The following is a 12971-nucleotide window of genomic DNA, read 5'->3' on the forward strand; positions in this document are numbered from 1 at the left end:
GTACCCGGTTTTTGCCAACCCCAGTTTTCGACTGGGGTTTATTCTTCGTCTGCCTCAGCGCCGTCTTCATCCGCATCATCATCCTTGCCGCCATTGTGTTTCTTGGCAACCTGTTTCAGGATCTGGAAGATTTCGCGATAGGCTTTTGGCGGCTTGTTCTCGGCCTGTTCCTTGCGGGCATTGCGGATCAGGGTGCGCAGGTGCTGCACGTCGAGTTCCGGGTTTTCCGACAACAGCACGGTCAGCGCCTTGTCGTCCGTCAGCAGCTTGTCGCGGCGGCGTTCCATTGCGTGCATGGCGGCGGTGTCGGCTTTCGACAAACCTTTCCAGCTGTCGATGGTGCGCTGGATGGCGGCCACTTCTTCTTCGTCGAGCGTGCGCATTTTCTTGCCGACGTATTGCAGCTGGCGGCGGCGGCCTTCGTGATCCTTGATCAGTTGGCATTCGAGAATGGCGTCGCGCACGTCTTCCGGCATCGGAACGCGCTTGACGCGGTCGCGTGCTTCATTGACTAATTCTTCGCCCAGCTTTTGCAGGACGGTCATCTGGCGCTTGAGTTCCGACTTCGAAGGACGTTCATATTCCTGTTCGAATTCGGACGATTGGAAGCCGCAAGCTCCCCGGTTTGGATTTGGCATGATAAGGCGGGATTGGCCGCGTAGGCCGCACCTGTAAACTGTAAACGACTGCTATCATAACCTTTTTAGGGCCTTTCCGAAGAAAACAGCACATGAACGAGTCCGTATTTACCCATACTCAAGAGCAACTGCAGCAACTTGCCCGTGATGTGTTGTCTTTTGCGCGCGCAGCGGGCGGCAGCGACGCAGCGGTCGAAGTGAGTGAAGGCGGCGGCCTGTCTGTTTCTGTGCGAAAAGGCAAGATCGAAACCATCGAACAGAACCGTGACAAGGGCATGGGCGTGACGGTATTTGTCGGCAAAAAACGCGGCAATGCCAGTACCTCCGATTTTTCACCGGAAGCCCTGCGCGCCACTGTTGACGCGGCCTGCAATATCGCCCGCTTTACGGCCGAGGACGACTGCGCCGGCCTGGCCGACGCCGACATGCTGGAAATGTCGCCGCGTGATTTGCAACTGTTTTACCCGTGGTTGATTTCCACCGAGGAAGCGATGGTGCTGGCACAACGCGCCGAAGCGGCCGCGTTTGCCGTCGACCCGCGCATCAGCAATAGCGAAGGCGCCAGCGTGCACGTGCAGCAATCGCACTTTGTGTCGGCCAACTCGCGCGGCTTTATCGGCGGCTATCCGTTTTCGCGCCACACCTTGTCTGTGGCGCCGATCGCCGGCAAGGGCGCGAAAATGCAGCGCGACGACTGGTATTGCTCGGTGCGCGATGCCGCCACGATGCCTACACCCGAAGCCATCGGCCGCTACGCCGCCGAACGCGCACTGTCGCGCTTGAACGCCCGCAAGCTCGGCACGCGCACCTGCCCGGTGCTGTTCGAGGCGCCGCTGGCGGCCGGCCTCCTGGGTACCTATGTGCAAGCGACCTCGGGCGGCGCGCTGTACCGCCAGTCGACTTTCCTCAACGATTCCCTCGGCACCCAGGTATTGCCCGATCACGTGCAGATTTTTGAAGACCCGCATGTGATCGGCGGCGTTGGTTCGGCGCCGTTCGACGAAGAGGGCGTGCGAACCACCAGCCGCGATGTTGTACGCGATGGCGTGGTGCAAGGTTATTTCCTGTCCACCTATACCGCGCGCAAGCTGGGCATGCAGACCACCGGCAATGCGGGCGGCTCGCATAATCTGTACATGCGTTCCAGCCTGACCGCGCCCGGCGACGATTTTGTCGCCATGTTGAAAAAACTCGGCACCGGCCTGCTGGTGACAGAACTGATGGGGCAGGGCACCAATTACGTCACGGGCGACTATTCGCGCGGCGCCTCCGGCTTCTGGGTCGAAAACGGCGTGATCCAGTACCCGGTGGAAGAGATCACGATTGCCGGCAACATGAAAGATATGCTGCGCCATATCGTCGCCATCGGCGCCGACGTGTTGCGTCGCGGTACCAAGGAAACCGGCTCGATCCTGATCGAGAGCATGGTGGTGGCCGGCGCCTGAGCGCTGTCCTGATCATGCCAGGGGCGCCGTTGGCGCCTTTTTTTACGTGCTGGCAGGTCATACGGCGGACATATTCGCTTCGTATGATATGGCTGCTTTATTAATGGCGAGTTAGATGCTTTTAATGTAAGTAAGCCGAACTTCGTGATATTTAATGCAAGATAAAAGTCTGCATGGTCGCGTCGTTGTCTCATCCAACCTGCATAGTGAACCTTCCCGATGACCTCTTCCCGTACCCGCATCGCCCGTGCCGTGGCCCTGATGTGCGCCATGAGCGCCGTGTTTGCCAGCCAGGCGCACGCCCATGGCGATGCGTCGGCCGACGCCGCTGCCAATGAGGCCGCCGATGCGCCCCAGGCCGTGATCGTCACCGGCACGCGCGGCAGCAACCGCACCCAGTTCGATACCATGGCGCCAGTCGATGTGTTCAACCGCGAAGATATCGGCGCCGTCGAATCGTCGGACCTGAACGACGTGCTGGCGCAACTGGTGCCATCGTATGTGGTGCAGCGCTTGCCGATGGCTGATGGACAAGTGTTCGTGCGGCCGGCTACCTTGCGCGGCCTGTCGCCGGACCAGACCCTGGTGCTGGTCAATGGCAAGCGTTTCCACCGCAGCGCGCTGCTCGGCGCGCGCGGCGCGCAGGCGCCCGACCTGGCGCAGATTCCCGTGTCGGCCATCAAGCGCATCGAAGTGCTGCGCGACGGCGCCTCGGCCCAGTACGGTTCTGACGCGATCGCCGGCGTGATCAACATCATTCTCGATGACACGGTCGGTACCGAACTGTCGGTGCACCATTCGCAATATTCCGAAGGCGACGGCAAAGCCAATGAGGTCAACCTGAAGACGGGTTTTGCGTTTGGCGAGACAGGCAAGGCCAGCATTTTTGGCGCGCTTGCCGAGTCTGATCCCACCTCGCGCACGCGCCAGCGAGCCGACGCCATCGCTTTCCAGCAAGCGCATCCGGAACTGAAGGTGCCGAACCCGGTGCAGCGCTGGGGCCAGCCTGAACTCAAGAGCCAGCGCCTGGGTTTCAATGCCAGCATGGCCTTGTCCGACAATATTGAACTGTACGGTTTTGGCCTGTACAGCCACAGCGACGGCACGTCGGACTTCAACTGGCGCAATCCCGATACCAGCACCGGCGCCTATAAAACCAGTACATTGTTCCCCGGCTGGGACTTGCGCAGCGTGTACCCGCTCGGTTTCAGCCCCAGCTACTCGAATGAGCAGGACGACATGCAGTTTGTTGCCGGGATGCGCGGGCGTATCAGCGAGCAACTCGGCTGGGATGTTAGCGCCTCGTATGGCCGCAACCGCATCGACTACGAGCTGGCCAACTCCATCAATGCCTCGATGGGGCCAATCAGTCCGACGACGTTCTATCTGGGCCGCTTGTCGCAGACGGAAAAAATCCTCAACGCCAACTTCAACCATGAATTGCCCGTGGCAGGGTTACCGCAGCCGGTCAATATCGCCTTTGGTGCGGAAGCGCGCAACGAGACCTATGGTGTCAAGGCCGGCGACACGGCATCGTGGACGGTGGGGCCGGGCGCGGCGGTGGGCCTGGATGCCAACGCCAACGGCGCACCGGGCTTCAGCGACCGCCAGGCGGGCAGCTGGGGCCAGGACAGCTACGCAGCCTACCTCGACGTCGAGGTGCCGGTGAGCCGTGCGCTGAGCCTGGGCGGCGCGGCCCGCTACGAACATTTTTCCGAGTTCGGCAGCACCGTCAACGGCAAGCTGTCGGCGCGCTACGCCTTGAGCGACAGCCTGGCCCTGCGCGGCTCGTATTCGACCGGTTTCCGCGCGCCGACGCCGGGCCAGTCGAATACCAACAGCACCAACCAGGGCCTCGATACCAAGACCCTGCTGCTGTTTACCAGTGGCCGCCTGGCCAACAACGACCCGCTGGCGGTGCTCTTGGGCGCCCAGCCCCTGAAGCCGGAAAAGTCGAAAAACCTGTCGCTGGGCTTTACCTGGAAGACACCGGCGGGCTTTTCCGGTTCCGTCGACGTGTACGACATCAAGGTCAGCGACCGCTTCAGCACGTCCGCATCGTTTGCCGTGCCAAATGGCGTGGCCAATCCGCTGCGCTATACCTCGGTCAGCTATTTCACCAACGACTTCGACACCACCACGCGCGGCATCGATATCGTCGGCAGCCACCTGAGCCGTATCGCCGACGGCAAGCTGAACCTGACCCTGGCCTACAACTACAACACCACCAAAGTCGATGGCGGCAACTCCAGCCTGGCAACCAATCCGGCGCAGCGGCAAGTCTTCGAAGAACGCCTGCCGCGCCAGAAAGCCACTATCAGCGGCAACTATGAACGGGGCAACTGGAGCGCTCTGGCGCGCGTACGCTACTACGGCGCATGGACTGACAGCACTGGCAATGCCACGGGCGATATCTTCCAGCGCTTTGGCGCCATGCAATTTCTTGACCTGGCAACCAGCTACAAGATCACGGCCACGCAATCGATACGCGCCGGCATCGATAATGTGCTCGACAAATATCCCGACGAAGCGACCTTCCAGGCCAGCCGTGGCCTGATCTATTCGCGCAATGCGCCGTATGATACGGATGGCCGCAATCTGTATGTCGAATACAACGTCAAATTTTAAGGGGCAGCAGCTTGAAAATGAATCCACAACGCCGTACCCTGCTGTGCGCCAGTTCGCTGGCCGCCGCGTTGCCGCTGCTGTCGGGCGGTGCCGCCAGGGCCGCATCCGCCATGCCGCTCCTGCCGGCCATTCCAGCCGGCACCTCGCCCGAGGCGCTGGCCGGCAACCAGGCCTACTGGCAGGCGGTGGCCGCGCAGTATGACGTTACCGATGAGGTCGTGCAGCTCGACAACGGCTTCTGGGGTTCGATGAACCGGCCCGTGCTGGCGCATTACCAGCAGCAAGTGGCGATGGTCAACCGCGACAACGCCTGGTATGCGCGCATGCGCTTTCCGGCCGACTTCGAGGCGGCCCGCGCGGCCGCGGCCATCGCGCTGGGCGTGGCTGTCGATGAGATCGTGCTGACGCGCGGCGCCACCGAAGCGCTGCAAATCCTGATCGCCGGCTACAACCGCCTGCGCCCGGGCGACACGGTGCTGTACGCCGATATCGATTACGACAATATGATCACCGTCACGCGCTGGCTGGAACAGCGGCGCGGCGTCAAGGTCGTGTCGATTGCCATGCCTGAGCCATTTACGCACGATGGCGTGATCGCCGCCTACGCGCACGCAATGGAGCGCCATCCCAAGCTGAAAATGATGCTGCTCACGCATGTGAATCACCGCAACGGCATGGTCTTGCCGGTGGCCGAAATCAGCCGCATGGCGCGCGCGCGCGGCATCGATGTGATCGTCGATACGGCGCACGGTTTCGGCCAGCTGGACATGACGATACCCGACCTGCAGGCAGACTTTGTCGGTATCAATCTGCATAAATGGATAGGCGCACCGGTCGGCGTGGGCGCGCTGTATATCAAGCGGGGCAGGGTGGCCGATATCGATCCGTACCTGGGAGAACAGCTGGGCGACGATATCCGTACGCGCGTGCATACGGGCACGGTGAATTTTGCCGCCTACCTGAGCTTGCCGATGGCGCTGGACCTGCATGCGCAGATCGGCGTGGCCAACAAGCAGGCACGGCTGCGGCTGCTGCGCAACCGCTGGGTGGAAGCGGCGCGCGGCATCGAAGGGGTGGAAGTATTGGCCTCGGAAGATCCGCGCCTGAGCAGCGCCATTGCTTCGTTCCGCCTCAAGGGGAAAACCAGCGTGGCCGACAATTTTGCCTTGTCGAAAAAGCTGGTGCAGCAGCACGGCGTGTTTGCCGTGCCGCGCGATGGCCTGGCGTCCGGTGCATGCTTGCGCGTCACGCCAGCCATCTTTACGCCCGAGTCGCACCTGGACAAGCTGGTGGCAGCCTTGCGCCAGGTGGTCAAAGGCTAGCGCTTGCCTAGGCGCGCAGGCTCGACAGTATCGGTTGCAATACTGCCGCACCGAGGGCCGCGCTGCGCGCGCCGCTCCAGCCGGTTTGCTGGTCGGGGTCGTTGGCATTGTCCTTGAACGGCAATTCCAGCGTCAGCGACAGGCAGCCAAACGCGTGCGTGATATGGGGTGAACCCATGGTCAGCACTTCGGGCGTGAACGGGCCGTCTTCGTAGCCGTGCTCGTCCTGGAAGTCGGGGCTGGCCACCTTGAAGGCGGCGATAAAGCGGTCCTGCTCGGCTTTTTGTGCTGGCGTGAAGTTTTCCAGTGCATCGCTGCCGGCCACGAATACATACGGCAAGCCTTCGTCGCCATGCACGTCGAGGAACAGGTCGCAGCCGATTTCATGCATTTTCTGTTTTACCAGGAATACTTCCGGGCTGCGCTCCATGGTTGGCGTCATCCATTCGCGGTTCAGGTTGGCGCCGGCCGCATTGGTGCGCAGGTTGCCGTGCACGGAACCGTCCGGATTCATGTTCGGCACCACGTAGAACACGGCGTCCTGCAGGCACTGGCGGGCAAACGGGTTGGCCTGGTCCAGCAGCGCTTCGAGCATGCCTTCGACAAACCATTCGGCCATCGTTTCACCGGGGTGCTGGCGCGCGATGACCCAGACTTTTTTCTCGGCATCGGCGTCGCCGACCACCAGCAGATTCATGTCGCGCCCTTCCACCGTGCTGCCCAGGTCGACCAGGCGCACCAGCGGCGACGCTTGTGCACTGTCGATCAGCGCCAGGTGGCGGTCCCATGGATACGGCTCGAAATAGGCGTAATACACGCTTTCTTCTTCCGGCGTGTGCGATATCGTCATCACGGCGCCGTCAAAGCTGGTCGGCACGCGGAACCAGCTTTCGCGGTCGTAGCTGGCCACGGCCTGGTAATCTTTCCAGCCGTCCGGGTAGGCAGATTTTCCCGCGTTCATGAAGCGGATCGTGCATGCCTCGCCTTGCGCGCCTTGCAGGCGGAAGTAAAACCATTGGGTGATGTCGGCGTGCGAGTCCTTGCGGATGTTCAGCTCGATCGATTGCGCATCGTCGGCGCGCAGCACCTCGATTGCACCGGCGTCGAACTGCTGGCTGATTTTAATCGTCATGAATGTTCCTGGTAAAAACAAGTGAGGGTTTGCATTGTGTGCAATGGCGCGATGATACCCGTTTTAGCGCAGGCCACCGAAGCGTTCGTAGAACCATGGTTCCACGTCCGCCGCCTGCTCGTCCTCGCGCCGCAGGGTGGCCAGGATATGCTGTTCGGCCGCCGCATAGGTGCGCCGGTACAGCGCGCGCGCCAGCGCATAGGCTTGCGTGCCAGGCCACGGCTCGGGCAGCAGTTCGACCGGCAATTGCGGGTCGTGCAGTTGCACCCGGCGATACGCGTGCGTCAGCAGCGAGCGGATCACAAAGGCCTGTTCGGGCGCGATGCCGGGCTGGTCCTGCAGCAGGGACAGCAGCGGCTGGAAGCTGGCGATGAATTTTTCGTAGCCGGCCATCACTTCCGACAAGTCCCAGCATTCGGCCACCATCTCGCGCAAGGGCCGCGTGCTCACGCCCGGCAACTCCGTACTGTGGCAGACATACAGCTTGCCCTGCACCTCGTTGCGCACCAGGATATCTTCCAGCGCATCGCCATTGCTGGCCGGGTGGCCGAAAATGCCGGGCGCGATCAGGCCATAGCCGGCCCACAGCAGCTCCTTGCGCAGTGCGCCCCGTTCGCTGGCGTTGATATTGCCGGCCGCGCCGATCACCAGCGTCCAGCTGCCATCCCAGTGCTTGACCAGCGGCGCGTAGATGCGGCGGTAAGCGCGCTCGAAGCGGGCCAGCGCTTCCGGACGGATCGCATAGGCACTGCGGCGACCATCCCTTTGCGAACTGAGCCAGCCTTCCTGCGCCAGCCGGAACACGCTGGTGCGCAGCAAGCGGTCGTTGACGCCAAACGGCGCCAGCAGCTCGATCAGGCTGCCCAGCCAGATGGCGCCGCCGCGCGGCACGATGGCGTCGCCAAAGATCGTCATCACCAGCGACTTCGAGCGCGGCGGGTCAGTGGCGAGGAAGTCGGCTATCCATGCAGTGCAAGCGGTGTTGTTCATGTGTTCCTGGTCGGGGCGTAACGGGTATTTCAACGATATTTCAACGAATGCAGCAGTTTAATTGACACTGCGATCGCCCTGCGCGGAAGTGCGCATTATTTTTTGCATCATACCCTTGTCAAACGAACATAAGATACGGAATTCTAAAATGATTCAAATCAAGTGTATGCAAATCTATTTATGTATCGTATTATGCGTTTATCGCTTTGCGCATCAGCGCAAGCCCCCATTGGGAGACAGATCATGTACGCACAAATGGTTGAAACCGGCCTCAAGAACGTTCGTTCGATTGACGACATGGGCGCGGAAGAGCAGGCCTTCCAGGCACGCATCGACGAAGGCATCAAGATCGAAGCCAAGGACTGGATGCCGGACGCTTACCGCAAGACCCTGATCCGCCAGATTTCGCAGCACGCCCACTCGGAAATCGTCGGTCAATTGCCAGAGGGTAATTGGGTGACGCGCGCGCCGACCCTGAAACGCAAATCCATCCTGCTGGCGAAAATCCAGGACGAAGCGGGCCACGGCCTGTACCTGTACAGCGCGGCCGAAACGCTGGGCGTGTCGCGCGACGAGCTGCTGGCGGCCCTGCATTCGGGCAAAGCGAAATATTCCAGCATCTTCAACTATCCGACCCTGTCGTGGGCCGACATGGGCGCCATCGGCTGGCTGGTCGATGGCTCGGCCATCATCAACCAGATCCCGCTGTGCCGCTGCTCATATGGCCCATATGCCCGCGCCATGATTCGCGTGTGCAAGGAAGAATCGTTCCATGCGCGCCAGGGCTACGACATCATGATGTCGCTGTGCAAGGGCACGCCGGAACAGAAAGCCATGGCGCAGGACGCGTTGAACCGCTGGTGGTGGCCTTCGCTGATGATGTTCGGTCCGTCCGACGCGGCCTCCGTCAACAGCGCCCAGTCGGCGCAGTGGCGCATCAAGCTGTTCTCGAACGACGAACTGCGCCAGCGCATGGTCGACCAGACCGTGCCGCAGATCGAATACCTGGGTTTGACCGTGCCCGATCCCGACCTGAAATTCAATGCCGAGACGGGCCACTATGAATTCGGCGAGATCGACTGGTCCGAATTCAACAACGTATTGAAGGGCAATGGCCCGTGCAACCGCGAACGCCTGCAAACGCGCGTGAAGGCGTATGAAGATGGCGAGTGGTTCCGCGATGCGCTGGTGGCTTACGCCGACAAGCAAGCCGCAGTCAAAGCGGCAGCCTGAATATAAATACGATAAAAAGGGGATAGCAAGATGAGCAAAGAATGGCCTTTGTGGGAAGTTTTCATCCGCAGCCAGCACGGCCTGGCGCACAAGCATGTGGGCAGCCTGCACGCCTCCGACGCCGCCATGGCCGTCAACCATGCGCGCGACGTCTACACGCGCCGCAATGAAGGCGTCAGCATCTGGGTGGTGCGCGCCGCCGATATCGTCGCCAGCAGCCCCGGCGACAAGGGCGCCCTGTTCGAACCGTCGAACAGCAAGGTCTACCGCCACCCCACCTTCTTCCCGATGCCGGAAGAAGTCAAGAACCTGTAAGGGGAGCGATCGCAATGGATGAAAAGGTCAATTACCTTTTGCGCCTGGGCGACAACGCCCTGATTCTCAGCCAGCAGCTGTCGCAGCTGTGCGGCAAGGGTCCGGCGCTGGAAGAAGACATGGCGCTGACCAATGTCGCGCTGGACCTGCTGGGCCAGACGCGCCTGTGGTTCAGCTATGCGGGCGAACTGGAAGGCGCGGGTCGAGACGAGGACGATATCGCTTACCTGCGCGACGCCCACGATTTCCGTAACTGCCTGCTGGTCGAACAGCCGAACGGCAATTACGCCGACACCATGATGCGCCAGTTCTTCTTCGACACCTGGCATTACTTCCAGCTGCTGGAACTGACCAAAGCCAGCGATGCGCGCATCGTCGAAGTGGCGCAAAAGTCGATCAAGGAAGTGACATATCACCTGCGCCGCAGCGGTGACCTGATCGTGCGCATGGGCGACGGTACACCGGAAAGCCACAAGAAAACCCAGGCTGCCGCCGATGCGCTGTGGATGTACACGGGTGAGATGTTCAATTACGACGCGGTCGACACAGCCATGGTGGCGGCCGGCATCGCGCCGCCGTCCGAGCTGCTGCGTGCCGCCTTCCTGGAACACGTGGCCGAGATCTTTGCCGAAGCCACGTTGACCATGCCGGCGCCCGACGCCTGGATGCAAAAGGGCGGCAAGCAGGGCACGCACACGGAACACCTGGGCTTTATCCTGGCCGAGATGCAGTTCCTGCAGCGCGCCTATCCCGGGGCGCAGTGGTAATGATCGCGGCCACCGGCACGCTCGATGCGTCGCAGGTCTGGGCCTGGCTGGGCGAGGTGCCGGATCCGGAAATTCCCGTCATTTCGGTGGTGGACCTGGGCATTGTGCGCGCCGTTGACGTGACGGCTGATGCTTGCGTGGTGACGATTACTCCCACGTACTCGGGCTGCCCGGCGATGCAGGTCATCGCCGATGCCGTCACCGACGCCTTGCGCGAGCATGGCGTGCAAAACGTCACCCTGGTGACCCAGCTGTCGCCGGCCTGGACTACCGACTGGATGAGCGACCAGGGCAAGGCCAAGCTGAAAGGCTATGGCATCGCCCCGCCGCAGCAGCAGGTGATCGATATCAGCGGCTTGCGCGGTGGCGTAAAACGTTTGCCCGTGCCGAAGCTGGAAGTGATCTGCCCCAACTGCGGATCAAACCATACGCAGCTGACCAGCCAGTTCGGCTCCACCCCCTGCAAGGCACTGTACAAGTGCATCGACTGCCGCGAACCGTTTGATTACTTCAAGTGCCATTAGCATGAAGTGTGTAGAAACTGGAGATGAAGCATGAGTAAATTTTATCCGCTGTCGGTGTCCAACGTGCGCAATGAAACACGCGACACCATCGCCGTCACCTTCGATGTGCCGGCGCAGTTGCAGCAGCAGTTCCGCTTCCAGCAGGGCCAGCACCTGACCTTGCGCGCCAATATCAATGCCGAAGACGTGCGCCGTTCGTATTCCATCTGCTCGGCAGTGCAGGACGGCACCCTGCGCGTGGCCATCAAGCGCACGCCCGGCGGCGCCTTCTCCACCTGGGCCAACGATACATTGAAGGCCGGCGCCACCATCGAGGTGATGCCGCCCATGGGGCACTTCAACGTGCCGCTCGACTGCGCCAATCGCAAGCACTACCTGGCGTTTGCGTCGGGCAGCGGCATCACGCCGATACTCTCCATTATCAAGACCACCCTGCTGACGGAGCCTTTGAGCCGCTTCACGCTGTTCTACGGTAACCGCGCCTCGTCGTCCGTGATCTTCAAGGAAGAACTGACCGACCTGAAGGATGTGTACCTGGAGCGTTTGAACCTCGTCTACGTGATGAGCCGCGAGCAGCAGGATATCGAACTGTTCAACGGCCGCATCACGCAGGAAAAATGCGAGCAGTTCCTGCAGCACTGGATCCGTGTGGAAGACTACGACAACGCCTTTATCTGCGGCCCGGAAGACATGATGCTCGGTGTGTCCGCCGCCCTGCAGGCGGCAGGCATGCCCAAACAGAATATCAAGATCGAACTGTTCGCCGCCAGCATCCCGAAAAACACCCACAAGCCGCGCGCCCAGCTCGACGCGGGCGCCGTCAAGGAAACCGAAGTGACCGTGATTTTGGACGGCAACCACACCACGTTCACGATGGACAAGGACAAGGAATCGATACTCGACGCCGGCCTGCGGCAGGGGATCGACATGCGTTACTCCTGCAAGGGCGGCGTGTGCTCCACCTGCCGCTGCAAGGTCATGGACGGCAAGGTCGAGATGGACGTCAACTACGCGCTGGAAGACTACGAAGTGGCGCGCGGCTTCGTGCTGAGCTGCCAGAGTTTTCCTTTGACCGACAAGGTGGTCGTCGATTTCGACCAGGCAGAGTAAAGCAGAGGTCAGACCCGACGGGTCTGACCCCAGATTTCCGCTGCGGGCCAATAAATAAAAAATAGCGAGACGCCATGAGCTACCAGAATATTCTCTTTACCATCGAGCAGGGCATTGCCACGCTGACCCTGAACCGCCCCGACAAGCTCAACAGCTTTACCCAGGCCATGCACGAGGAAGTGCGCGACGCCATCGGCAAGGTCAACGCCGACAGCAGCGTGCGCGTGTTCGTGCTGACGGGCGCCGGCCGTGGTTTCTGCGCCGGCCAGGACTTGTCCGACCGCGCCGTCGAACCGGGTTCGCAAGGCGTGGACCTGGGCGAGTCGGTGGAAAAAAACTATGCGCCGCTGGTGCTGGCACTGAAGGCTATGCCGATGCCGGTGATCTGCGCCGTGAACGGCGTGGCCGCCGGCGCGGGAGCCAACCTGGCGCTGGCCTGCGATATCGTTATCGCCGGCAAATCGGCCAGCTTTGTTGAAGTGTTCTGCAAGCTGGGCCTGATCCCGGACACGGGCGGCACCTTCTTTTTGCCGCGCCTGATCGGTTCCGCGCGCGCCATGGGCCTGGCCATGCTGGGCGAAAAACTGACGGCCGAAAAAGCCGAGGACTGGGGCCTGATCTGGAAATGCGTGGACGACGCCGAACTGGCCGCCGAAACCCGCAAACTGGCCGTGCATTTCTCCACCGCGCCGACCAAGGGCCTGGCGTTCACCAAGCAGGCGCTGGCCGAAAGCGGCGCCAATACCCTGGCGCAGCAGCTGGCGCTGGAAGCGCGCATGATGAGCCAACTCGGCAACAGCGACGACTACCGCGAAGGCGTATCGGCCTTTATGGAAAAACGCACGCCACAATTCAAGGGACACTAAG

General features: G+C 61.4%; 12 protein-coding genes. 9 read left to right on the forward strand and 3 right to left on the reverse strand.

Going from position 1 to position 12971, the window contains the following annotated elements:
* Window positions 1-38: 38 nt before the first annotated feature.
* Window positions 39-638: a ribosome biogenesis factor YjgA gene (gene yjgA, locus ACQ4WM_RS13440; RefSeq protein ID WP_436547171.1), complete on the reverse strand. Its 600-nt coding sequence runs from the start codon at window positions 636-638 to the stop codon at window positions 39-41.
* A 92-nt stretch (window positions 639-730) separates the two neighbouring features.
* Between yjgA and pmbA the strand changes: the two genes are divergently transcribed.
* The 3 genes from pmbA (at window position 731) to ACQ4WM_RS13455 (ending at window position 6033) form a co-directional block, all read left to right on the forward strand.
* Window positions 731-2083, forward strand: a complete 1353-nt coding sequence (pmbA, locus tag ACQ4WM_RS13445) for a metalloprotease PmbA (RefSeq protein WP_436547172.1) — start codon at window positions 731-733, stop codon at window positions 2081-2083.
* A 219-nt stretch (window positions 2084-2302) separates the two neighbouring features.
* Complete coding sequence (locus ACQ4WM_RS13450; RefSeq protein WP_436547173.1) at window positions 2303-4711, forward strand: TonB-dependent receptor plug domain-containing protein; 2409 nt, start codon at window positions 2303-2305, stop codon at window positions 4709-4711.
* A gap of 17 nt (window positions 4712-4728) precedes the next feature.
* Complete coding sequence (locus tag ACQ4WM_RS13455) at window positions 4729-6033, forward strand: aminotransferase class V-fold PLP-dependent enzyme (RefSeq protein WP_436547174.1); 1305 nt, start codon at window positions 4729-4731, stop codon at window positions 6031-6033.
* Window positions 6034-6040: 7 nt separating this feature from the next.
* On the opposite strand, the gene ACQ4WM_RS13460 is transcribed toward ACQ4WM_RS13455, so the two are convergent.
* Window positions 6041-7165: a M14 family metallopeptidase gene (locus ACQ4WM_RS13460; RefSeq protein WP_436547175.1), complete on the reverse strand. Its 1125-nt coding sequence runs from the start codon at window positions 7163-7165 to the stop codon at window positions 6041-6043.
* 63 nt (window positions 7166-7228) lie between these two features.
* Window positions 7229-8155 carry a phenylacetic acid degradation operon negative regulatory protein PaaX gene (paaX, locus tag ACQ4WM_RS13465; RefSeq protein ID WP_436547176.1) on the reverse strand — a complete coding sequence of 309 codons (927 nt, stop codon included), beginning with the start codon at window positions 8153-8155 and terminating at the stop codon, window positions 7229-7231.
* Window positions 8156-8398: 243 nt separating this feature from the next.
* On the opposite strand from paaX, the gene paaA reads away from it, so the two are divergent.
* The 6 genes from paaA to paaG all read left to right on the forward strand — a co-directional run bounded on the left by paaA (window position 8399) and on the right by paaG (window position 12970).
* Window positions 8399-9388 (forward strand): 1,2-phenylacetyl-CoA epoxidase subunit PaaA, encoded by a 990-nt coding sequence (paaA, locus tag ACQ4WM_RS13470; protein WP_436547177.1) that lies wholly within the window; start codon window positions 8399-8401, stop codon window positions 9386-9388.
* Between the two features lie 30 nt (window positions 9389-9418).
* Entirely contained in the window at window positions 9419-9703 is a 285-nt protein-coding gene (paaB, locus tag ACQ4WM_RS13475; RefSeq protein ID WP_070224239.1) for a 1,2-phenylacetyl-CoA epoxidase subunit PaaB, read from the forward strand.
* 14 nt (window positions 9704-9717) lie between these two features.
* On the forward strand, window positions 9718-10470 hold the full coding sequence (paaC, locus tag ACQ4WM_RS13480; RefSeq protein ID WP_436547178.1) for a 1,2-phenylacetyl-CoA epoxidase subunit PaaC: 753 nt from the start codon (window positions 9718-9720) through the stop codon (window positions 10468-10470).
* On the forward strand, window positions 10470-10994 hold the full coding sequence (gene paaD / locus ACQ4WM_RS13485; RefSeq protein WP_436547179.1) for a 1,2-phenylacetyl-CoA epoxidase subunit PaaD: 525 nt from the start codon (window positions 10470-10472) through the stop codon (window positions 10992-10994). The genes paaC and paaD overlap by 1 nt, the downstream gene beginning before the upstream one ends.
* Window positions 10995-11024: 30 nt before the next feature.
* The gene (gene paaE / locus ACQ4WM_RS13490) at window positions 11025-12104 is read left to right on the forward strand and encodes a 1,2-phenylacetyl-CoA epoxidase subunit PaaE (RefSeq protein WP_436547180.1); all 1080 of its coding nucleotides are present in this window, start codon (window positions 11025-11027) and stop codon (window positions 12102-12104) included.
* A 74-nt stretch (window positions 12105-12178) separates the two neighbouring features.
* Window positions 12179-12970: a 2-(1,2-epoxy-1,2-dihydrophenyl)acetyl-CoA isomerase PaaG gene (paaG, locus tag ACQ4WM_RS13495; RefSeq protein WP_436547181.1), complete on the forward strand. Its 792-nt coding sequence runs from the start codon at window positions 12179-12181 to the stop codon at window positions 12968-12970.
* Window position 12971: the final 1 nt, after the last annotated feature.

Source organism: Janthinobacterium longum (assembly GCF_051380735.1).
GTDB lineage: Bacteria > Pseudomonadota > Gammaproteobacteria > Burkholderiales > Burkholderiaceae_D > Janthinobacterium.